Origin of the sequence: Streptacidiphilus albus JL83 (assembly GCF_000744705.1) — a bacterium.
Taxonomy (GTDB): Bacteria; Actinomycetota; Actinomycetes; order Streptomycetales; family Streptomycetaceae; genus Streptacidiphilus; species Streptacidiphilus albus.
This window is the reverse complement of record NZ_JQML01000001.1, coordinates 2,546,552-2,567,404: the sequence shown is the minus strand read 5'-3', so window position 1 is coordinate 2,567,404 and position 20,853 is coordinate 2,546,552. Positions and strand designations below refer to the sequence as shown.

Annotated in this window: 18 protein-coding genes, 1 tRNA gene and 1 pseudogene; 12 read left to right on the top strand and 8 right to left on the bottom strand. The window is 72.1% G+C overall.

Features of this window, described 5'->3' with window-relative positions:
- Positions 1 to 78: 78 nt before the first annotated feature.
- Together BS75_RS11115 and aceE are read right to left on the bottom strand one after the other, a co-directional pair.
- Entirely contained in the window at positions 79 to 846 is a 768-nt protein-coding gene (locus BS75_RS11115) for a G1 family glutamic endopeptidase (protein WP_052069343.1), read from the bottom strand.
- A gap of 80 nt (positions 847 to 926) precedes the next feature.
- Positions 927 to 3,677 (bottom strand): pyruvate dehydrogenase (acetyl-transferring), homodimeric type, encoded by a 2,751-nt coding sequence (aceE, locus tag BS75_RS11110; RefSeq protein WP_034088114.1) that lies wholly within the window; start codon positions 3,675 to 3,677, stop codon positions 927 to 929.
- Positions 3,678 to 4,283: 606 nt separating this feature from the next.
- On the opposite strand from aceE, the gene BS75_RS11105 reads away from it, so the two are divergent.
- The 7 genes from BS75_RS11105 (at position 4,284) to BS75_RS11075 (ending at position 9,056) form a co-directional block, all read left to right on the top strand.
- Positions 4,284 to 4,730, top strand: a complete 447-nt coding sequence (locus BS75_RS11105) for a DUF3052 domain-containing protein (protein ID WP_034088113.1) — start codon at positions 4,284 to 4,286, stop codon at positions 4,728 to 4,730.
- Between the two features lie 124 nt (positions 4,731 to 4,854).
- Complete coding sequence (locus BS75_RS11100; protein WP_034088112.1) at positions 4,855 to 5,619, top strand: hypothetical protein; 765 nt, start codon at positions 4,855 to 4,857, stop codon at positions 5,617 to 5,619.
- Positions 5,607 to 5,771: a hypothetical protein gene (locus tag BS75_RS11095; protein WP_197091928.1), complete on the top strand. Its 165-nt coding sequence runs from the start codon at positions 5,607 to 5,609 to the stop codon at positions 5,769 to 5,771. The genes BS75_RS11100 and BS75_RS11095 overlap by 13 nt, the downstream gene beginning before the upstream one ends.
- 122 nt (positions 5,772 to 5,893) lie before the next feature.
- Positions 5,894 to 6,352, top strand: a complete 459-nt coding sequence (locus tag BS75_RS11090) for a peroxiredoxin (RefSeq protein ID WP_034088110.1) — start codon at positions 5,894 to 5,896, stop codon at positions 6,350 to 6,352.
- A 149-nt stretch (positions 6,353 to 6,501) separates the two neighbouring features.
- Entirely contained in the window at positions 6,502 to 7,077 is a 576-nt protein-coding gene (locus BS75_RS11085) for a TerD family protein (protein WP_034088109.1), read from the top strand.
- A gap of 193 nt (positions 7,078 to 7,270) precedes the next feature.
- A complete protein-coding gene (locus BS75_RS11080; protein ID WP_034088108.1) occupies positions 7,271 to 7,849 on the top strand; it encodes a TerD family protein in 579 nt (192 codons plus the stop codon).
- Positions 7,850 to 7,955: 106 nt separating this feature from the next.
- Positions 7,956 to 9,056 (top strand): DUF475 domain-containing protein, encoded by a 1,101-nt coding sequence (locus tag BS75_RS11075; protein WP_034088107.1) that lies wholly within the window; start codon positions 7,956 to 7,958, stop codon positions 9,054 to 9,056.
- A 73-nt stretch (positions 9,057 to 9,129) separates the two neighbouring features.
- Here the strand turns inward: BS75_RS11075 and BS75_RS11070 are convergent, their stop codons facing one another.
- Both BS75_RS11070 and BS75_RS11065 read right to left on the bottom strand, forming a co-directional pair.
- Complete coding sequence (locus BS75_RS11070; protein ID WP_042436976.1) at positions 9,130 to 10,308, bottom strand: ROK family transcriptional regulator; 1,179 nt, start codon at positions 10,306 to 10,308, stop codon at positions 9,130 to 9,132.
- A 33-nt stretch (positions 10,309 to 10,341) separates the two neighbouring features.
- Positions 10,342 to 11,361 carry a DUF2637 domain-containing protein gene (locus BS75_RS11065; RefSeq protein WP_034088106.1) on the bottom strand — a complete coding sequence of 340 codons (1,020 nt, stop codon included), beginning with the start codon at positions 11,359 to 11,361 and terminating at the stop codon, positions 10,342 to 10,344.
- Positions 11,362 to 11,895: 534 nt separating this feature from the next.
- On the opposite strand from BS75_RS11065, the gene BS75_RS11060 reads away from it, so the two are divergent.
- Positions 11,896 to 12,624 carry a Tellurium resistance gene (locus BS75_RS11060; protein WP_034088105.1) on the top strand — a complete coding sequence of 243 codons (729 nt, stop codon included), beginning with the start codon at positions 11,896 to 11,898 and terminating at the stop codon, positions 12,622 to 12,624.
- Between the two features lie 114 nt (positions 12,625 to 12,738).
- Here the strand turns inward: BS75_RS11060 and BS75_RS11055 are convergent, their stop codons facing one another.
- Complete coding sequence (locus BS75_RS11055) at positions 12,739 to 13,587, bottom strand: TerD family protein (protein WP_034088104.1); 849 nt, start codon at positions 13,585 to 13,587, stop codon at positions 12,739 to 12,741.
- A gap of 235 nt (positions 13,588 to 13,822) precedes the next feature.
- Between BS75_RS11055 and BS75_RS11050 the strand changes: the two genes are divergently transcribed.
- The 3 genes from BS75_RS11050 (at position 13,823) to BS75_RS11040 (ending at position 18,571) form a co-directional block, all read left to right on the top strand.
- A complete protein-coding gene (locus tag BS75_RS11050) occupies positions 13,823 to 15,028 on the top strand; it encodes an HpcH/HpaI aldolase/citrate lyase family protein (RefSeq protein ID WP_034088103.1) in 1,206 nt (401 codons plus the stop codon).
- Positions 15,029 to 15,140: 112 nt separating this feature from the next.
- Positions 15,141 to 17,735: a phosphoribosyltransferase gene (locus tag BS75_RS11045; protein WP_042436979.1), complete on the top strand. Its 2,595-nt coding sequence runs from the start codon at positions 15,141 to 15,143 to the stop codon at positions 17,733 to 17,735.
- Complete coding sequence (locus BS75_RS11040) at positions 17,732 to 18,571, top strand: HAD family hydrolase (protein WP_034088101.1); 840 nt, start codon at positions 17,732 to 17,734, stop codon at positions 18,569 to 18,571. The genes BS75_RS11045 and BS75_RS11040 overlap by 4 nt, the downstream gene beginning before the upstream one ends.
- Positions 18,572 to 18,616: 45 nt before the next feature.
- Here BS75_RS11040 and BS75_RS11035 read toward each other — a convergent pair whose 3' ends face one another.
- Positions 18,617 to 18,841: an FmdB family zinc ribbon protein gene (locus BS75_RS11035; protein WP_034088100.1), complete on the bottom strand. Its 225-nt coding sequence runs from the start codon at positions 18,839 to 18,841 to the stop codon at positions 18,617 to 18,619.
- A 74-nt stretch (positions 18,842 to 18,915) separates the two neighbouring features.
- On the bottom strand, positions 18,916 to 20,121 hold the full coding sequence (locus BS75_RS11030) for a coiled-coil domain-containing protein (RefSeq protein ID WP_052069341.1): 1,206 nt from the start codon (positions 20,119 to 20,121) through the stop codon (positions 18,916 to 18,918).
- Positions 20,122 to 20,297: 176 nt separating this feature from the next.
- On the opposite strand from BS75_RS11030, the gene BS75_RS11025 reads away from it, so the two are divergent.
- Positions 20,298 to 20,369: transfer RNA gene (locus BS75_RS11025), tRNA-Val, on the top strand.
- A gap of 115 nt (positions 20,370 to 20,484) precedes the next feature.
- Here the strand turns inward: BS75_RS11025 and BS75_RS11020 are convergent.
- A pseudogene (locus tag BS75_RS11020) lies at positions 20,485 to 20,820 on the bottom strand (tyrosine-type recombinase/integrase); the annotation flags it as partial.
- Between the last annotated feature and the right edge of the window lie 33 nt (positions 20,821 to 20,853).

The window sequence follows — 20,853 nt, the reverse complement described above, 5'->3', positions numbered from 1 at the left end:
CGACGGAATCCGGCCACAGCATAGGCGCACCGGGTGTGCGTCAGGTTCGGGAGGGTGCCGCGCGAGGGCCTCCCGTCCTCAGCCGCGCCGCCAGGTCACCGCGAAGTTCCCACCGCCGGCCAGCGCGGAGGTGGTGGCGAGGACGGCGGGGCCCGCGGTCATGGTGATCCGCTCGGTGGCGAGCGCCGCCAGCGGACGGCCGTTCACCGAGGCGCCGGTGAACGAGGCGGTGCCGAAGTCGGTCAGCGGCAGCACCCCGGTGTTGCCGGAGGGGGCCTCGGCGATGACCTCGGCGGAGGCCCTGGTGGCGCCGGGGAGGTTGCGGCGGACGGTCTCGCTCCAGTGCCCGGTGGCGTCGCTGAGCACCAGGGTGAAGGCCCCGGCGGCGGTAGCGGTCACCGAGGCGCTGATCCGGTCGCCGGGGCGGACCGGGTGGGTGAAGGCCACCGGGTAGGCCGGGTACATCTCGTACCAGGCGTAGGACATCGGGGTGCCGCCGGAGCAGTCGGTCTCGGTGCCGGTCTGTTCGACGGAGTGGCTGCCGTCGCCGTCCAGGCCGATCCAGAAGCTGGCGTAGGAGGTGGTGCGGGTGCAGTGGGCGGCGGGCTGCACCCAGTGGGCGGCGACGCTGCTGTAGCGGCCCCCGCTGACGGCGTAGCCGGACCAGTTGGAGCTGGTCGCCTGGACTATTCGGCCGTTCCGCGCCGACTGGCGGCCGGCCGGCTCCTGGAGCGGCCCGGCGGCGGGTCCGGCCCCGGCCCCGGCCCCGGTCGGGACCGCTCCGGCTCCGGTGAGCAGCGGGAGCAGCAGGGCGAACAGGGCGGTGGCGCAACGCGTGGTCAGCATGGGGCTCCTTCACAACGGAAAATCCCCGCCCGGTGACCTTTCGTCACCGGGCGGGGACCGCCTAACTGTTACTCACGTACTCAGGCGTCGCCGCCGGCCGCACCCGGGTGCGCCGCCGTGACGTCCAGCAGCTGGTAGCGGTCGATGGCCGCCTTCAGTGCGGTGCGGTCGACCTTGCCCTGCTTGGCGAGCTCGGTCAGCACGCCCAGGACCACCGACTGCGCGTCGATGTGGAAGAAGCGACGGGCCGCGCCACGGGTGTCGGCGAAGCCGAAGCCGTCCGCGCCCAGCGACTGCCACTGACCCGGCACCCAGCGGGAGATCTGGTCCGGCACCGCGCGCATCCAGTCGGAGACCGCGACGAACGGGCCCTCCGAGCCGGTCAGCTTGGTGGTGACGTAGGGGACGCGCTGCTCCTCGTCCGGGTGGAGCAGGTTGAACTCCTCCACCGCGATGGCGTCGCGGCGCAGCTCGGTCCAGGAGGTGGCGGACCAGACGTCGGCCGCCACGTTCCACTCCTCGGCCAGGATGCGCTGCGCCTCCAGCGCCCACGGCACGCCCACGCCGGAGGCGAGGATCTGCGCCGGGATCTGGCCGGCGGTCGCCGGGGCGTACTTGTGCAGGCCCCTGAGGATGCCGTCGACGTCGACGTTCTCGGGCTCCGCGGGCATCCGCATCGGCTCGTTGTAGACCGTCATGTAGTAGAAGACGTCCTCGCCGTGCGGGTGCTCGGCACTGCTGCCGTACATCCGCCGGATGCCGTCCTGGACGATGTGGGCGATCTCGAACCCGAAGGCCGGGTCGTAGGCCACCACGGCCGGGTTGGTCGAGGCCAGCAGGTGGCTGTGGCCGTCGGCGTGCTGCAGGCCCTCACCGGTCAGGGTGGTCCGGCCGGCGGTGGCGCCGAGGACGAAGCCGCGGGCCAGCTGGTCGGCCATCTGCCAGAACTGGTCGCCGGTGCGCTGGAACCCGAACATCGAGTAGAAGACGTAGATCGGGATCATCGGCTCGCCGTGGGTCGCGTAGGACGACCCGGCGGCGATCAGCGAGGCGGTGCAGCCGGCCTCGGAGATGCCGTCGTGCAGCATCTGCCCGGTCGGCGACTCCTTGTAGGCGAGCAGCAGCTCGCGGTCGACCGACTCGTACTGCTGGCCCTGCGGGTTGTAGATCTTCGCCGAGGGGAACAGCGAGTCCATGCCGAAGGTGCGGTACTCGTCGGGCGCGATCGGCACGAAGCGCTTGCCGATCTCCTTGTCCCGCATCAGGTCCTTGAGCAGTCGGACGAACGCCATGGTGGTGGCGATCTCCTGGTTGCCCGAGCCCTTCTTGAGGGTCTTGTAGGCGTCGTCGCCGGGGAGTTCCAGCTTGCGCGGCCGCACCTTGCGGGTCGGCATGTAACCGCCGAGCTCGCTCCGGCGGTCGTGCATGTACTGGATCTCCTCCGAGTCGCGACCCGGGTGGTAGTAGGGCGGGTAGCCCTCGTCCAGCTGCTTGTCGGTGATCGGCAGGTGCAGCCGGTCACGGAAGCGCTTGAGGTCCTCGGTGGTGAGCTTCTTCATCTGGTGGGTCGCGTTGCGGCCCTCGAAGTTCGGGCCGAGGGTCCAGCCCTTGACCGTCTGCGCGAGGATCACGGTCGGCTGGCCGACGTGCTCGCGGGCGGCCTTGAACGCCGCGTAGACCTTGGCGTGGTCGTGGCCGCCGCGACCCAGGTGCTGGATCTGCTGGTCGGTCATGTCCTCGACCATCTTCCGCAGCCGCAGGTCGCCGCCGAAGAAGTTCTCCCGGATGTACGCGCCGGACTCGGTGGCGTACGTCTGGAACTGGCCGTCCGGGGTGGTGTTGAGCTTGTTCACCAGGACGCCGTCGCGGTCCTGGGCGAGCAGCGGGTCCCAGCTGCGGTCCCAGATCAGCTTGATGACGTTCCAGCCGGCGCCGCGGAACTGCGACTCCAGCTCCTGGATGATCTTGCCGTTGCCGCGCACCGGGCCGTCGAGGCGCTGCAGGTTGCAGTTGACCACGAAGGTCAGGTTGTCCAGGTGCTCGCGGGCGGCGAGGGAGAGCTGGCCCAGCGACTCGGGCTCGTCCATCTCGCCGTCGCCGAGGAAGGCGTAGACGTGCGAGGACGAGGTGTCCTTGATGCCGCGGTCCTGGAGGTAGCGGTTCATCCGCGCCTGGTAGATCGCGCCCAGCGGGCCGAGGCCCATGGAGACGGTCGGGAACTCCCAGAAGTCCGGCATCAGCCGGGGGTGCGGGTAGCTCGACAGGCCGTAGGGGGCCTTCGACTTCTCCTGCCGGAAGGCGTCGAGCTGCTGCTCCGACAGCCGGTCCAGCAGGAAGGCGCGGGCGTAGATGCCGGGGGAGGCGTGGCCCTGGAAGAAGATCTGGTCGCCGGACTCGCCGTCGGCGTCCTTGCCCCGGAAGAAGTAGTTGAAGCCGACGTCGTAGAGCGACGCGGAGGAGGCGAAGGTGGCGATGTGGCCGCCCACGCCGATGCCGGGGCGCTGCGCCCGGGACACCATCACGGCCGCGTTCCAGCGGGTCGCGTTGAGGACCTTGCGCTCGATCTCCTCGTTGCCGGGGAAGAACGGCTCGTTCTTGGTCGCGATGGTGTTGATGTAGTCCGTGCTGCGCATCTCCGGCACGGCGACACGCTTCTCGCGGGCGCGCTCGATGAGGCGGAGCATCAGGTAGCGGGCACGCTCACGGCCGCGCTCGTCGATGGCCGCGTCGAGCGATTCCAGCCACTCGCTGGTCTCCTCGGGATCGAAGTCCGGGACCTGGCTGGGCAGGCCGCCAATGATGATCGGGTTGCGATCGGATCCGGAAGCCACGCTGTTCCTTCACTGTCGGTCGTCACTATGAGGTGGTGTCGCGCCGCCTCCATCGTGGACCGCAGGTCGAGAAACGTCATCTCTACCCATGGGTAACCGGTTCGTGCCCGATGACATTTCGGTACATCGGTCTCCCTTTCGGGTGAAACCGGCTCCGTCCTGCGGCGCGGACCTCCGGGGTGTTCGGATCCGTGCGACGACGAGGTGACCCGACGCTCGCCACCACGTTGTGGCGATTGGGGGTGCGAAGCACCTTCCATCACGGGTGGAGCTGGGAGGGCCGAACAGGAACTCTACGCCCGCTGTGACCATGCTCTTGCTCCCTGTTCGGGGCCGGTCACCGACGGGTCGACGGCGGACGCGGAGGGTGACCGTCGGGGGTGTCCGGGCGGGGAGTCGGCAAATCCGCAGCGCCGATCGTCATAGTCGGTGATACTGGGGCAAACAGTAGTGATCTGCGTCACGTCGCGCGGCGTGTCGCGTTGTGGGACATCATCGAACGGGCGGGATCGGACGTCGGGTACTTGCGCTGAGCGTCCCGCCCGTGTGGACTACCGCCACAGCCCTGACTTCAGGAGACAGGGTCGGATATAGGAGGCAATTCCCGTGAGCGCGACCGCGGACCCCGCGGAGGACAGGTCCAACCCGGCAAACCGGTTGGGTTTCCAGCCCGGACAGGTGGTCCAGGAGCTCGGCTACGACGACGACGTCGACCAGGATCTGCGTGAGGCCGTGGAGGACCTCACCGGCACCGAGCTCGTCGACGAGGACTACGACGACGTCGCAGACGCCGTGCTGATGTGGTTCCGCGAGGACAGCGAGGACGGCGATCTCACCGACGCCCTCGTCGACGCCCAGGAGTACCTGGTGGAGGGCGGCCTCGTCTGGCTGCTCACCCCCAAGACCGGGCGTACCGGGCATGTGGAGGCCAGCGAGATCGCTGACGCGGCACAGACCGCGGGCCTCTCCCAGACCAGCACCGTGGCCGTCAGCAAGGACTGGTCGGCTGTTCGACTGGCTACCCCCAAGGCCGCCAAGGCAGGCAAGCGCTGACGGGCCGACTGGCTGACGGAGCTACCTCACCGTGACGGAACCGGCCCCCCGTGCACCCGCGAAGAGCGTGCACGGGGGGCCGTTCCGTGCTGCCCCGGCCCCGGAGGATGGGCAGAATGCCCCTATGGACGATCGCGGCGGGACCCTCCGACCGGACCCCCGACCGGACCTGCGGCGGGGTGCGGCCGGCTGGCCGGCCCAGGAACTGCGCGAGCGGGTCCTCGGCGGCTGGGACGCGCTGCTGACGCTCGCCGCGGCACGGGAGGCGGCCGGGCAGGGGATCGGGCCGCTGGCGGAGCTCGGCTCCTGGCCGGAGCGGCCGGTGCTGGCCCGGCTGCTGGCCCAGGCCCTCGACCTGCTCGGGGACGGAGCCGCCGACGGCTCCGGCGCGGGCCCCGCAGCGGGCTCCCAGCCGCACAGGCGGGACCACTCGGGCGACGACCCCCGACGGATCCTGGAGGCCCTCGCCGAGGCCAGGGACCGGGTCGCCACCGCCCTGGACCGGGCCGCCGCCCGGCCGGCCCTGGGCCTGGCCGAGCCCGACTCCGCGCTCGGGCCGCTGCCGCTGCTCACCCAGATCCACGCGATGGGCCACGAGCTCGCCCTCGCCGCGCTGCGGCTGCCCGGCGCTTCGGTGCCCGAGCCGGTCACCGACGCCGGCGTGGCCGCCCTGGTGGACGTGGTGGGGGCGCTGGCCCGCCGACAGGGGCTGCGCGTCGCCGCCGGGGTCTGGGGCGCAGGCACCCGGGGCTGGGTCTTCCGCGCCGACGCGGGCGGCTGGACCACCTCGGCGCTGCCGCCGGACGGCGCCCCGACGTCCCCGGGATCGAGGGCGCGGCGGCCACCGTGCTGGCCGTCCCGGCCGGGCGCGCCGCGGTGCCCGCCCTGATCGCCCGCGGCGAGCTCAGGCTGCACCGGATCGGCGGGCTGATGGCGCTCGCCCCCCTGGTGGAGCAGGTGCCGGGACTGCCCGGCGGCGCGCTGCTGCGCCGGGCCGTCGGCGTGGTCGGACTGCTCGGACGGCTGCCCGGGATGCGCTGAGCGGGCACCGGAGCCGGGCGCCCGATCACGGGGTGGCAGGATGGGGCCGGGCACGACGACCGGTCAGGGCTGCCCGCACGCACGACGCGCGCGGGGCCCACGAGCACTTGAGGGGTTTTCACATGGCTATCGAGCTCGGCACCGAGGCTCCGGACTTCGAGCTGAAGAATCAGCACGGCGAGCTGGTCAAGCTCTCCGACTTCCGCGGCGAGAAGAACGTCGTCGTGGTCTTCTACCCGTTCGCCTTCACCGGCGTCTGCACCGGCGAGCTGTGCAGCCTGGAGAAGGAGCTGCCGCACTTCCAGAACGACGACGTGCAGATCCTCGCGGTCTCCAACGACTCGCCGTTCACCCTGCGGGTCTTCGCCGAGCGCGAGGGCCTGGAGTACCCGCTGCTGTCGGACTTCTGGCCGCACGGTGCGGCCTCCCGCGCCTACGGCGTCTTCGACGAGGAGAAGGGCTGCGCGGTGCGCGGGACCTTCGTCGTCGACAAGGAGGGCATCGTCCGCTGGAGCGTCGTCAACGGCCTGCCGGACGCCCGTGACCAGAAGGAATACCTGGCCGCGCTCGCCGCGCTCTGACGGCGCGGGCGGACACGCCCGGCACCCGTTGGTGCGGTGCGGCTGCGTAGTCGGGGAACCCGACACTACGATCGAGCCGTTGGCTGGACAGTAACCGAACCGCACTGACGGGGGCACGGCGATGTGCTCCCCCTGCAACTGGAGGACTCGTGGGTGTCAGCCTCAGCAAGGGTGGCAATGTCTCGCTCACCAAAGAGGCGCCGGGCCTGACGGCCGTTCTCGTGGGTCTGGGCTGGGAAGCCCGTACGACCACGGGCGCCGACTTCGACCTCGACGCCAGCGCGATCCTCACCTCCGAGGCCGGCAAGGTCGTCTCGGACAAGGACTTCGTCTTCTACAACAACCTCAAGTCCGCCGACGGCTCGGTCGAGCACACCGGCGACAACCTCACCGGTGAGGGCGAGGGCGACGACGAGGTCATCAAGGTCAACCTGGCGGGCGTGCCGGCCGGCGTGGCGAAGATCGTGTTTCCGGTCTCGATCTACGAGGCGGAGTCCCGGCTGCAGAGCTTCGGCCAGGTCCGCAACGCGTACATCCGGATCGTCAACCAGGCCACCGGCCAGGAGATCGCGCGCTACGACCTCACCGAGGACGCCTCGACCGAGACCGCGATGGTCTTCGGCGAGCTCTACCGGAACGGCGCCGAGTGGAAGTTCCGCGCCATCGGCCAGGGCTACGCCTCCGGCCTGCGCGGGATCGCCCAGGACTTCGGCGTCAACGTCTGACCCCGGCCTCCCGGCCGCACAGCGGTGCCTTCCGCGAGGGCCGGCCCGGATCGGGTCGGCCCTCGCGGCGTCGTGGCGGGCACCGGAGGCCGGGACGGGGGCGTTGCGGTCCCCGGGCGGACGGAGGAGCTTAGACTTCGCGCAGAGCCTGGTCCGGGTCGGTGGCCGGGCTGTTCCAGGAAGGGGAGAACGGATGGGTGTCACGCTCGCCAAGGGCGGCAACGTCTCACTGTCCAAGGCCGCACCCAATCTGACGGCCGTGCAGATCGGTCTCGGCTGGCAGGCGCGGGCGACCACGGGGGCCGACTTCGACCTGGACGCCAGCGCCCTGCTCTGCTCGGCCGGCCGGGTGCTCGGCGACGAGTACTTCGTCTTCTACAACAACCTCAAGAGCCCCGAGGGTTCGGTCGAGCACATGGGCGACGACCTGGTCGGCGGCACCGGGGCCGATGACGACGAGGTGGTGAAGGTCAATCTGACGATGGTCCCGCCACAGGTGGACAAGATCGTCTTCCCGGTCTCGATCTACGACGCGGAGTCCCGGCTGCAGAGCTTCGGCCAGGTCCGCAACGCCTACATCCGGGTGCTGAACCAGGCGGACGGCCAGGAGCTGGCGCGCTACGACCTCACCGAGGACGCCTCCAGCGAGACCGCGATGATCTTCGGCGAGCTGTACCGCTACAACAACGAGTGGAAGTTCCGCGCCGTGGGGCAGGGGTACGCGTCGGGGCTCAGGGGCATCGCCCTAGACTTCGGGGTTAACGTTCAGTAAGAGAACGTGCGGCAGGGTACGGGGGTCGTCCGGACCGCGGCGAACCGGTCGAACGGTGGCCCCCGTCGCCGCTGTTGCCGCACGCTACCGAAAGGGACTGACCCCTGTGCTACTCCGTACCTTCGGCTGGTCCTTCGGGATCACCGCGCTAGGGCTGGCGGCGGCCGCCTACTTCTGGGGGGCGGACGGCTTCGGTGTCGTGCTGATCCTCTCCGTCCTGGAGATCTCGCTCTCCTTCGACAACGCGGTCATCAACGCCACCATCCTCAAGCGGATGACCCCGTTCTGGCAGAAGATCTTTCTTACCGTCGGCGTGCTGATCGCCGTCTTCGGCATGCGGCTGGTCTTCCCGCTGCTGGTGGTCGCGCTCACCGCGCACATCGGCCCGCAGACCGTGGTCGAGCTGGCCCTCGACTCCGGCAAGACCTACCAGGGCCTCACCTACGCCCAGCACCTGAACGCCGCCCACCCGGCCATCGCCGCCTTCGGCGGGATGTTCCTGCTCATGATCTTCCTGGACTTCATCCTCGGTGAGAAGGAGGTCCGCTGGCTGCACTGGGTCGAGGCCCCGCTGGAGAAGGTCGGCAAGCTCAACCAGCTCTCGGTCGTGGTGTCGATGGTGGTGCTGATGCTCTCGGCCCGGTTCTTCGCCGGGGACCGTGCTGAAACGGTACTGCTGGCCGGTGTCGCCGGACTCACCACCTATCTGGCGGTCAGCGGCCTGTCCGACCTCTTCGAGGGCGCGGGCGAGGACGAGGACGGCGAGGAGGCGGAGGAGGGCGCTGTGGCCAAGCCCGGCGGCAAGTCCGCCGTGCTGGTCGCGGGCAAGGCCGCGTTCTTCCTCTTCCTCTACCTGGAGGTGCTCGACGCCTCCTTCTCCTTCGACGGCGTCGTCGGGGCCTTCGCCATCAGCCAGGACATCTTCCAGATCACCCTGGGCCTGGGCATCGGCGCCATGTACATCCGCTCGCTGACGGTCTACCTGGTCCGCCAGGGCACCCTGGACGACTACGTCTACCTGGAGCACGGTGCCCACTACGCCATCGGCGCGCTGGCGGTCATCCTGATGGTCTCCATCGAGTACGAGATCCCGGAGATCGTCACCGGGTTGATCGGCGTCGCCTTCATCGGCCTGGCGCTGCTCTCCTCGATGCTGCGGAACCGCCGGATCGCACTGGAGGCCGGAACGCCCCCCGGCCCGGCCTAGCAGCGGTGGAACCACGGAGCGGCGGTGGGCCCGGACCGGGCCCACCGCCGCTCTGCCGTCGGTACCGGGCGGGTCAGCCCCGGCGGCGTCCGGGCGCGCCGAAGCGGAGGCTGAGGATCTGCTCCAGCGCCGCGCGGGTGGCCACGGCCACCGCGCCGGTGAGCACGGCGGCGTCGCCGAGCGCGGAGATCCCCACCACCGGGGGATAGGGCAGCCGTTCCTCCAGCCGCCGACGGATCCGGGGCAGCAGCAGGTCGCCGTTGAGGCCGATGCCGCCGCCGAGGACGACCAGCTCCACGTCGACCACCGCGGCGACGGTCGAGAGGTAGCCGGAGATCCGCCGGGCCTCCTCGTCGACCACCGCGCAGGCGTCCTCGTCGCCCGCGCGGGCCAGCTCGAAGACCTGCTCGGTGCTCAGGTCCGGATGGCCCGGCAGCCGTCGCGCCGCGAACTGCAGGATCGCGACCGCACAGGGGTCGTTGTCGTCGAAGGTCTCCGGCTCCAGCGCGCAGTCCAGCTCGCCGGCCGCGCCCGCGAAGCCCCGGTGCAGCTCGCCGTGGAGGATCAGCCCGGCCCCCACCCCGGTGCCGACGGAGAGGAAGACGAAGCTCTCGGCGTCCGTCCCGGTGCTGCCGCCGGTGCCGTGCCGCTGCTCGCCCAGGGCGGCCAGGTGGATGTCGTTCTCCACGGTGACCGGCAGCGCGAGTGCCTTCTCGAACGCGTCCCGGGCCAGGAAGCCGTCGAGCGCCGGCACATTGGTGGCCTGCCAGATCCGGCCGTCGCGGCGGTCCACCACGCCGGGGACGCCGATCGCGGCGTGCTGGAGGGCGGAGCGGTTGATCCCGGCCTCGGCGCAGAGCTCCTCGGCGAGGGCGGCGGCGGTGCCGACCACCTGGTGCGCGTCCATGCCCTCCACCGGGACGTCACGGCGGATGTGGACGGCCCCTTCGAGGTCGGCGACGGCGCCGCGCAGCCGGCGGGCGCCGACGTCCAGTGCGAGGACGTGGGCGGCTTCGGGGCGCGGGGCGAAGAAGAGTGCGCCGTAGGTCGGTCCCAGCTCCTCGCGGACCGTCTCGGACACCAGGCCCATCTCCAGGAGGTCCTGGAGCAGCGCCGAGACGGTCGGCTTGGAGATGCCCGTCCGCCGCGCGATCTCCGCCCGGGAGACCGGCGGCGCGGTACGGATGACATCGAGGACGGTACGGAGGTTGATCTCCTTCAACGTGGAGGAGGTCGCAGGCCTGGCAATCATGGTGACACTGTACGGGGGTCACCTGTGCCGGACTCAGCCAAACTGCTGTTCCAGGTCCTTGAGCTTCTTCTCCAGGGAGTCCAGACGCGGGATCGCGTCCACCTCCTCGTCGCCCTGGACCTCGGAGCCGGTCTGGGTGCCGACCGGCTCCAGCACCTCGCGGCGCCGGCGGTGCGGCAGCAGACCCCGCGGGGAGACGGGCTCCAGCGCGGCGGCCTGCTCGCTGCCGCCGGAGGCGTCCAGGGTGGTCAGCTCGCGCAGCGGGGCGGAGCGCGACAGGGCCTTCAACTCGGCGCGCTCGCGCCGGTTCTCGCTGCGCTGGCGCTGCGCGGCGGCCTCGCGGTCGCGCTTCTCCTCGCGGACCTCGTCGACGGCCTCGTCCAGGGTGCGGACGTTCTCCAGCAGCATCAGCGACCAGGCGCGGTAGGTCTCGATGGGGGCGCGCAGCCAGCGCACCATTCGGATCTGCGGCAGCGGGCGCGGGACCAGCCCCTGCTCGCGCAGCGCCGCGCGCCGGGTCTGCTTCAGTGCGCGGTCGAACAGGACGGCGGCGGAGAGGGACATGCCGGCGAAGAACTGCGGTGCGCCGTTGTGCATGCCGCCACGGGGGGCGTGCACCCAGTTGAACCAGGCGGAGGCGCCGGCGAACAGCCACACCAGCATGCGCGAGCCGAAGGCCGCGTCGCCGTGGCTGGCCTCGCGGACGGCCAGCACGGAGCAGAACATCGCCGCCCCGTCGAGGCCGAACGGCACCAGGTACTCCCAGCCGCCGGACAGGTTCAGGTTCTCCCGGCCGAAGCCGACCAGCCCGTGGAAGGAGAGCGCGGCGGCGACCGAGGCGCAGGCGAACAGCAGCACGTAGGAGGCGCTGCCGTAGAGGGCCTCCTTGCGGCGGCGGCGGGCCTCGCTGCGCTCCCAGGAGTCGTCACCGCCACCGGCGGGCGCGGCGTGCTTGGGCTTCTTGGAACGCAGCAGGCCCATGATCACAGCGACGGCGAGTGCGGTCGCGCAGGCGATGACCAGCCACACCAGCTGTATGGAGGAAAGGTTCATGCGGTAGGGCCTCGGCTTCGGGGTCGGGCGGCAGGGGACGGGACAGTAACCGGGGTGGCGCCTGACGGCACCGGGTGCGACTGCCGTGTCCCCCAGATGCGGCGGAACTGACGCCGCGACACGCGTGCGGGGAGACGATATCGCGTTGCAGGGTTGCACATCGTACGCGCGGGGCGGTTGTCCCCCGGGGGAGGGGTGTTCCTCGGTGGTGCGCGGGCACTCCGTACGAGCGGTTGTTCGTGGCTCGGCGGGATGTGCCGGCCGTTGCCGGGATGGATGGACGAGCACGGCTGGGTCGGCGTCAAGTAGGCTGCCGCGCCGGGGATTGCGCGGGATTCCGGCGGTGCCGCAGGTCCGTCGGGCCGTCGGCTTTCGGACGGTTTGGCTCCGGTTCCGGCCCTGCGCCGACGGCGCCCCGACCGGGCCCCGGCCGTTGCGGAAGAGTGGTGCGCGACGGGTCTTCGCTGGGTAGTTCGATGGTGATGACTGGCTGTCAGGCGCGGTGGCGGCCTGGCCCGGATTGGGGGGTGGACGATGGCTGGACTGAAGGACTTCCTGCGCCGGGCCGAGGCGAGCTTCGACGCCGGTGTGGACCGGGTGACGCTCAGCAAGGGCTCACCCGAGGTGGCGCTGACCGAGAAGGGCGTGGTCGCCGGGACGATGCAGGTCAACCTGCACTGGACCAACCGGGAGGAGGGCCCGGCCCGGCGCAGCTCCGGCGAGGTCTGGCGGGGGCTGCTGCGCCCGACGCTGTTCAAGCCGATGCCGCTGCCGGTGGCCTCGGCGCAGCCGACCGCGGTCGACCTGGACCTCGGCTGCCTGTACGAACTGACCGACGGCACCAAGGGGGTGATCCAGCCGCTGGGCGAGCTGTACGGGGACCTCCAGCATTCGCCGTTCATCAAGCTCAGCCGCGACGACCGCTCCGGTGCGCCCTCGGGCGAGACGATGTACATCGACCTGTCGAAGAAGGACTCCTTCCGGCGGCTGCTCATCTTCGTCTACATCTACGACGAGACCCCGGCCTTCGACCGCACCCACGCCCTGGTGACCCTCTTCCCCCCGGGCGGGAAGCCGATCGAGGTCAAGCTCGACCAGCAGGCCGCGCAGGCGCGCTCCTGTGCCGTGGCGCTGATCGAGAACCGGGACGGGGTGCTGAAGGTCCGCCGCGAGGCCAAGTACGTGTACGGGTTCCAGGCGGAACTCGACCGGCTGTACGGCTGGGGCCTCCAGTGGCAGCGGGGCTACAAGCCGGTGAGCTGAGCTGAGCTGAGGTGAGCTGAGGTGAGCTGAGGCGGGCCCGGCTTCGGCCGGGTCCGACCCGGGGCCGGGCCCGGCTCCCGGTCCGGGGCCCGTGCCTCAGCTTCAGCCTCGGCCTCAGCCGACCGACAGGAACTGCGGGCCCTGGGGCGGCAGGGCGAAGCCCTCCGGCTCCGGCAGCAGCGGCGGCATCGGGAACGGCGCGGGCTGGGTCGGCATCTCCGGCGCCGTGAGGGGCGCTTGCGGCGGTACCTCCGGCGCCGTGAGGGGCGCTTGCGGCGGTACCTCCGGCGCCGTCTCCGGCATCGGCGGGGCGGACAGCAGCTGCGGGTAGCCGTACCCCTGGTCCGGCGCGGTCCCGTCCGGGACGGACTGCTGGGCGGGCACCGTCACCGGGGCCGACGCGCCGGCCTCCTCCTCGTCCTCGTCCACGGTGACGCCGAAGTCCGTGGCCAGCCCGACCAGCCCGGAGGCGTAGCCCTGCCCGATCGCGCGGAACTTCCAGCCGCCGGAGCGGCGGTAGATCTCCCCGCAGAGCATCGCGGTCACCTGGTTCGCGTCGGCGATGTCGAAGCGGGCCAGCGGCTCGGCGTCCGGCCCCCGGGCGATGTCGTAGAGCTGGATGCACAGCCCGGTGACCTGGGCGAAGTTCCCGCCCTCGGCGGCTCCGCCGACCACCACCCGCTCCACCTCGGCCGGAAGCTGGGCCAGGTCGATGTCCAGGATGTCGGTGAGGTCCTCGCCGCGCCGGGTCTTGGAGCGGTGCCGCACCCGGCCCGAGGGGTGCCGGGGCTGGTTGTAGAAGACGAAGTCCTCGTCGCTGCGCACCCGCCCGTCGGTGCCCAGCAGCAGCGCGACGACGTCGATGTCCGGTCCACCGGGGGCGACGCGCCAGCGCAGCACGGCGCGTACCGCGTCGACGGCGGACAGGGGAGTGTTCGAGCCTTTGGGCATCACCCGGGTCATGGGCTCATCCTGCCGTCCGGCGGAGGCCCAGGACAATGCGGGGCCCTCCGGCGCCCGGACGAGTCGGCAGATGAGACCGGTGTGTTAACCGGTGGCCACGCTTCCGAAAACGTCATGTTTCCTGGCTGGATTATGGCGACTTCTTACGTACGATGATCACCCAACGGCCCCGGTGGATCCCGGCAGGCCCCCACGCCCCATGACTTTCCTCGGCACACCACACTCTGGGGGGCCCGTGCACCATTTCAGCCAACTGGATGCGGAGACCCGGCAACGGCTCTTTCTGCACGAACCCGCGCACTTCGACCGGGACAGCGCCCCCGGCGTGCTCTCGACCGCCCTCGGCGCCACCCTCTACTCGCCCGCCACCCGCCCGCACCTGCTGGCCGACATCCGCAAGCAGGCGGCGCAGGGCGTGGTGTCCATGGTGCTCTGCCTGGAGGACGCCATCGACGACCGCGAGGTCGCCGACGCCGAGGCCAACCTGGTCCGGCAGTTGACCCGGCTGGCCGAGGAGGAGGAGCTCCGGGCGGAGGACGGGGCGTCGGGTTCCGCCGCACCGGTCCCGCTGCTCTTCGTCCGGGTCCGCCGCGCCGGGCAGATCACCGACCTGGCCGCCCGGCTCGGACCGGCGCTGCGGCTGCTCTCCGGCTTCGTCCTGCCGAAGTTCACCGAGGAGACCGGGCTGCCGTTCCTGGAGGCCCTGGCCTCGGTCCGGGCGGCGACCGGGCTGCGGCTGTTCGCCATGCCGGTGCTGGAGTCGCCGGAGCTGGCGCACCTGGAGACCCGTCGGGAGACGCTCTCCGGCATCGCCCGGGCACTGGAGAAGCACCGCGAGCAGATCCTCGCCGTCCGGCTCGGCGTGACCGACCTCTGCTCCGCCTACGGACTCCGCCGTCCGCCGGAACTCACGGCCTACGACGTCCAGTTGGTGGCCTCGGTGATCGGCGACGTGGTCAATGTGCTGGGCCGGGCCGACGGCAGCGGCTTCACCGTCACCGGTCCGGTCTGGGAGTACTTCCCGGTCCAGGAACGGAAGTTCAAGCCCCAGCTGCGGCAGTCGCCGTTCTCCGGCACCGAGCCGCCGACCGACGGCGTCCGGCGCCGGCTGATCGAGCACGACCTGGACGGGCTGATCCGCGAGATAGAGCTCGACCGCGCCAACGGGCTGCTCGGCAAGACCTGCATCCACCCCAGCCATGTGCCGGCCGTCCACGCCCTCGCCGTCGCCACCCACGAGGAGTGGTCGGACGCCGCCGACATCCTGCACCAGGACCGCTCCGGCGGCGGCGTGCTGCGCTCGGCGTACACCAACAAGATGAACGAGGTGAAGCCGCACCGGGCCTGGGCCCAGCGGGTCATGCTGCGGGCCTCGGTCTTCGGCGTCGCCCGTGAGGACGTCACCTTCGCGGAGCTGCTGGCCGCCTGCCTGTGCCGCTGAGGCGGCTCCCCCCGTAACGGCCGACCTGCATCTTCCGGTCGGCCGGACGACACCCGGCCGTCATCTGCGGCTGGTGAGCTGAGCATGAACGAGCAACAAAGAAGGCAGCCTGATGAAAGCTGAGCAGCAGCCCACCGCAACCGTGGAAGCGGCCGACGTCTGGCCCGGGGAGTGGGTCGAGCGCCGCCTCGGCGTGCGGCTCCCGGCCGGCCCGGCGCGGGAGCTGCTGGGGCTGGCGCTGCGCCGCAATCCGCTGCGGGCGCACCTGCTGGTCTCCCAGGTGCTCGGCAAGCACGTGCCGCAACGGCCGGCGACCGTCTACCGGGCCGGCCACGACCTCGGCCGGGCGGTCCGCGAGCTGCTCGGCGCGGAGGCGTCGGCGGCGGTCGTCCTCGGCTACGCCGAGACCGCGACCGGCCTCGGCCACTGCGTCGCGGACGGCCTCGGCGGCGACATCCCGGCCCGCTACCTCCACTCGACCCGGCGGCCGGTCGCCGGGGTGGAGCCGGTCGGCGGCTTCGAGGAGGAGCACTCCCACGCCACCTCGCACCTGCTGCTGCCGGAGGACGCCGACCTGCTGGCCGGACCCGGCCCGCTGGTCCTGGTCGACGACGAACTCTCCACCGGGCAGACACTGGTGAACACCATCACCGCGCTGCACGCCCGCCACCCCCGGGCCCGCTACGTGGTCGCCACCATGGTCGACCTGCGCGCGGACCGCGACCGCGACCGGCTGGCCAAGGCCGCCGCCGACCTCGGCACCCGGATCGAGGTGGTGGCCACCGTCAGCGGCACCGTCGGCCTGCCGGCCGACGTGCTCGCTCGGGGCACGGCCCTGGTCGAGGCCGAGGACGGCCGCAACCCCTGCGCCGCCCGCACCCTCACCGACGGCAGCCACGCCCCGCTGCGCCGGGTCGACCTCGGCTGGCCGACCGGCCTCCGCGACGGCGGCCGGCACGGCTACGACGCGGCCGACCGGGCCCGGTTGGACGCGGCGCTGCCCGGCATGGCCGCGCGGCTGGCCTCGGCGCTGCCCGGCATGGCCGCGCGGCTGGCCTCGGCGCTCACGGCGGAGGGCGGCTCCGCGCGCCGGGTGCTGGTGCTCGGCACCGAGGAGCTGATGTACACCCCGCTGCGCCTCGCCGCCGCGCTCCAGGAGGCGCTGCCGCAGCCGGAGGACGCGGTGTTCTTCTCCAGCACCACCCGCTCGCCGGTGCTGGCGGTCGACGACCCCGGCTACGCCATCCGCACCCGACTGGCCTTCCCCGCCCACGACGCGCCCGCCGACGGCGAGGGCACCCGCTACGCCTACAACGTCGACCCCGGCGTCGACCCCGCGCGGCGCTTCGACGCCATCGTCCTGGTGGTCGACTCGCAGGGCGACGCCGCCCCGCTGCACACACCGGGACGGGGGCTGCTGGAACGGCTGCGCGGCGTCACCGACCTGGTGCTGCTGGCCGCCGTCCCCGCCCACCGGCCGCGCCGGACCGCCCCCGCGCCGGTGCCGTCGGCAGCGGCGCTGCCCGCGCTGGTGTCGTCGGTGGCGGTGCCTTCCGCGCCGGTGCCGTCGGTGGCGGTGCTGCCGACCCCGCTCCATGGACCGGCCTTCTCCTCCTACCGTGCGGACGAGGTCTCCTGGCTGCTGAAGGACCTGTCCGGGGTCACCCTCGAAGCGCCGACCGAGGAGCGCGAGGAGGCCGTCCAGCAGGGCGGCGCGCACTACGCGGAGTCGCTGCCGATCGAGTACCAGCCCACCGACGCCTACCAGCAGCTGTTCCACGCGGCGCTGCGGGACTCGGCGGGCCGGATCGCCGAGGCCGTCGCCGTGGTGACCGAGACCCTCCTGGCCGAGCGCGGCCGGGGCGCCGTCCTCGCCTCGCTGGCCCGGGCCGGGACGCCGGTCGGCATCCTGATGCGCCGCTGGGCGCAGTACGCCCACGGCCTGGACCTGCCGCACTACGCCGTCTCCATCGTCCGGGGCCGGGGCATCGACCCGGTGGCGCTGCGCTACCTCCGCGCCCACCACGACCCGGCCGACGTGGTCTTCGTCGACGGCTGGACCGGCAAGGGCGCGATCACCCGGGAGCTGGCGGCGGCGCTGGAGGGCACCGGCTTCGACCCGGCGATGGCGGTCCTGGCCGACCCCGCCCGCTGCGTCCGCACCTTCGGCACCCGCGAGGACTTCCTGATCCCCTCGGCCTGCCTCAACTCGACCGTCTCGGGCCTGGTCTCGCGCACCGTGCTGCGGCCCGGACTGATCGGCCCGGACGACTTCCACGGCGCGAAGTACTACCGCGAACTGGCCGGCGGCGACGTCTCGGAGCAGTTCCTGGACGCCGTCGCCGCCTGCTTCCCCGACGTCCGGGCCGCCGGGACCGCCGTGCCGATGTCCGCCGACGCGCCCGAGCGCGAACCGGACTGGTCCGGCTGGGCCGCGATGGAGCGGATCAGCGAGGAGTACGGCATCCACAGCGTCAACCTGGTCAAGCCCGGCGTGGGCGAGACCACCCGGGTCCTGCTGCGGCGCGTGCCCTGGCGGGTCCTGGTCCGGCGCGGTGCGGACGCCGAGCTCGGACACGTCCGGCTGCTCGCCGAGCAGCGCGGGGTTCCGGTGGAGGTCGTCGACGACCTCCCCTACAGCTGCGTCGGACTGATCCACCCCCGCTACAACCGCGGGGCAACCGGAGACGAGGGCACCGCCGTATGAACACCCGCTTCCTGATCGGCAGCGACCTGGACCGCACGCTGATCTACTCGCCGCGCGCCCTGGCGCTCGACATGTCCGACGAGGACGCGCCCCGGCTGATCGCGGTCGAGGTGCACCACGGCAAGCCGCTGTCGTTCATGACCGAGCGCTGCGCCGAACTGCTGGTCGAGCTGATCGGCGCGGCCGAGTTCGTGCCGGTCACCACCCGGACCCGGGCCCAGTACCAGCGGGTCCACCTGCCCGGACCGGTCCCCGGCTGGTCCCCGCGCTACGCGGTCTGTGCCAACGGCGGCCACCTGCTGGTGGACGGCGAGCCCGACCAGGACTGGGCCGCCCAGGTCAGCGCCGCGCTGGCGCAGAACTGCGCCCCGCTGGAGGAGGTCGTCCACCACCTGGCGCTGGAGGCCGACCCCGAGTGGACGCTGAAGCGCCGGGTCGCCGAGGACCTCTTCGCCTATCTGGTGGTCGAACGCGAACTGCTGCCGACGGGCTGGGTGGAGGAGCTGACCGGCTGGGCCGACACCCGCGGCTACACCGTCTCGCTGCAGGGACGGAAGGTCTACCTGGTGCCGCAGCCGCTCACCAAGTCGGCCGCGCTGGCCGAGGTCGAACGGCGCACCGGCGCCTCCACCGTGCTCTCCGCCGGCGACTCGCTGCTGGACGCCGAGCTGCTGCTCGCGGCGGACGCGGGCTATCGCCCCGGCCACGGCGAGCTCGCCGACAGCGGCTGGGTCGCGCCGGGCGTGACCGCGCTGACCGAGGTCGGCGTCGCGGCGGGCGAGGAGATCGTCCGCCGCCTGCTCGCCCGGGTTCTGGTGACGGCGGCGGTCGGCTAGCCGGGGCGCGCTTCTACCAGCGCTTTCCGTCTCCCCGGCGTGGGACTAGCCGCAGCAGCCGCCGCCGCAGCAGCCCCCGCCGCCACCGCTCGGGGCGCTCGGCGCGCCGGCGGCAGCGCCGGCGGTGCCGGTGACGGCGACCATGGACATCAGCTTCACGGCGTCCTCGTGCCCGGCCGGGCACATCGCCGGGGCGTTGGCCTGGGACATCGGACGGCGGAGTTCGAACGTGGCTCCGCAGGAACGGCAGCGGTAGTCATAACGAGGCATGGCCGAAGCTTACGGTCTCCGCCGCTCCCCGTCGCCGTCCCCGCCGTCCCCGACCTGGTCCGTGAGATGGCTCCTCAGCGGGCGCCGGCCCCGCGCTCCTCGCGGATCAGCTGGACCACCTGCGCCGCCGTCTCCCGGACCGCCGCCATCTCGGTCAGGAACTGCCAGTAGTCGGGGTGCCGGCCGGTCAGCGCCTCGGCCGCGCGGTCCAGCCGGAGCAGCGCGGCGTCCAGCGGCGCGGCGTGCCGGGGGTCGGGCGCGCTGCGACCGGTCATCGCCAGCCGCTGGGCGTCGCGCAGCGCGAACCGGGTCCGCTCGATCTCGGCCTGCGGCGCGCGCTGCGCCTCGTTCAGCGAGTGCAGCCGCTCGTTGACGGTCGACAGTGCGCCGTCCGCCGTCGCCAGCAGCGTCCGCACGGTCGCCAGGACGTTGCCGGCGTCGGCCCAGCGCTGCTCGTCCCGGGCCTTCTCGGCCTCCACCAGCCGGGTCCGGGCGTTGCGGACGGCCTCCACCGACTGCTGCGGAACCTGCTGGAGGTCCTCCCAGCAGGCCGCGCTGAAGCGTCGGCGCAGCTCGCTCAGGGTCGGGTCGACCCCGGCGGCCCTGGTCTCCAGCGCGTCGGTCCGGGTGCGGAGCGAGGCCAACCGCTGGTCGATCTCGCGCGCCTGCTCCGGCAGCCGCTCGGCCTCGGCCCGCACCGCCTCGGCGCTCCGCTGCACCTCCGCCGCCGTCCGCAGCACCGCCTGGACGCCGTGCTTGCCCGCGCCCTCGGTCAGCAGCGTCAGCTGCGGCGACAGCGCCGCCAGCCGACGGGCGAGATCGTCCGCGTTCAGCCGCGCCGCGCGGACGGCGTCCAGCGCGTTGCTCGCCGCCAGCCACCCCTGCTTGGCCCGCTCCACGGCTGGCACGACCTGCGCCAACTGGGTCTCGGCGGCGTCCAGCAGCGGCTGCAGGAAGCCGGAGAAGCGCTCCAGCTCGGCCTTGGCGCCGAGCAGTTGCTGCCGCGACTGTTCGAGGCTCTGCCGGGCCCGGGCGACGGCCCCGGCGTCCAGCTCCTGGGCGTCCAGATCGATCGAGTCGAGGGCGGTGATGTAGTCCGAGCTGATCCGGTCGATCCGGTTGCCGAGCTCGGCGAAGTCCGCGATCGCGCGCCGCGCGCCGGGGGAGTTGTCGGCGGCGGTGACCGCCTCCACCGAGATCCGCACGTCGCGCTGGGCCATGTCCAGGTCGTAGAAAGCCTGGGCAGCAGCATCCTTGGCGGCCTGTGCGTCCGCGCGCATACCCTCGCCACGCCGCCACCGCGCCGATCCGCCCGCCACGTCGTCTCCCGCTCACCGACCCGCACCACCGGGCCGCGCCGACCCCCGTGCCCTTATCCTCGCACCCGCCCCACGCCCCGCGCATCCAGCCCGACACGGACCACCCCGGGGAGCGGGTATCCTTGTGCCTCGCCCAGGGGCGCATAGCTCAGTGGTAGAGCGCTGCTCTTACAAAGCAGATGTCGGCGGTTCGAAACCGTCTGTGCCCACAGCCTGCGAGTGATCGCACAGTACGACGAAGGCCCAGTTCAGCGGGGACGTTCCCGCGACCTGGGCCTTGATCGTTTCCGGGAGCGGCGGCGGTACTGATCACCGCCGTGCCACTTACGTGCCAGATGCCTCCCCAGAGCTGCCGGACGGCTCTTCCGGCGGCTGTTCCTTCGGCTGATGGTCCTTGCGGATCATCTCGCCGAGCTTGTCGGCGATGGCGCGGTCCCGGCCGGCGGTCATGTGCTGATAGATCAGCGCGGCCCGAGTGCTGCTGTGGCCCATCCTGGTCATCGGCTCCCGGGTGCTCGCCCCGGCGTTCGAAGCGAGGGTGTTGCCCGTGCGCCGGAGATCGTGGAAGTGCACATCGGCGGAGATCCCAGCGTCCTTCTTGGCCTTGACCCAGTCGTCCCGGAAATTGCTGCGCCGGAGCAGTCCCTTGCGCGGCCCTAGCGCGCCAGTTCATGTCAAGGGGGTCGAGGCCAT

Bases quoted from the DNA above. Each gene is read 5' to 3' on its own strand.
- BS75_RS11115 (WP_052069343.1), bottom strand. From the start codon at position 846: ATGCTGACCACGCGTTGCGCCACCGCCCTGTTCGCCCTGCTGCTCCCG.
- BS75_RS11100 (WP_034088112.1), top strand. From the start codon at position 4,855: ATGGACGATCGCGGCGGGACCCTCCGACCGGACCCCCGACCGGACCTG.
- BS75_RS11090 (WP_034088110.1), top strand. From the start codon at position 5,894: ATGGCTATCGAGCTCGGCACCGAGGCTCCGGACTTCGAGCTGAAGAAT.
- BS75_RS11080 (WP_034088108.1), top strand. From the start codon at position 7,271: ATGGGTGTCACGCTCGCCAAGGGCGGCAACGTCTCACTGTCCAAGGCC.
- BS75_RS11070 (WP_042436976.1), bottom strand. From the start codon at position 10,308: ATGATTGCCAGGCCTGCGACCTCCTCCACGTTGAAGGAGATCAACCTC.
- BS75_RS11065 (WP_034088106.1), bottom strand. From the start codon at position 11,361: ATGAACCTTTCCTCCATACAGCTGGTGTGGCTGGTCATCGCCTGCGCG.
- BS75_RS11060 (WP_034088105.1), top strand. From the start codon at position 11,896: ATGGCTGGACTGAAGGACTTCCTGCGCCGGGCCGAGGCGAGCTTCGAC.
- BS75_RS11055 (WP_034088104.1), bottom strand. From the start codon at position 13,587: ATGACCCGGGTGATGCCCAAAGGCTCGAACACTCCCCTGTCCGCCGTC.
- BS75_RS11045 (WP_042436979.1), top strand. From the start codon at position 15,141: ATGAAAGCTGAGCAGCAGCCCACCGCAACCGTGGAAGCGGCCGACGTC.
- BS75_RS11040 (WP_034088101.1), top strand. From the start codon at position 17,732: ATGAACACCCGCTTCCTGATCGGCAGCGACCTGGACCGCACGCTGATC.
- BS75_RS11035 (WP_034088100.1), bottom strand. From the start codon at position 18,841: ATGCCTCGTTATGACTACCGCTGCCGTTCCTGCGGAGCCACGTTCGAA.
- BS75_RS11030 (WP_052069341.1), bottom strand. From the start codon at position 20,121: ATGCGCGCGGACGCACAGGCCGCCAAGGATGCTGCTGCCCAGGCTTTC.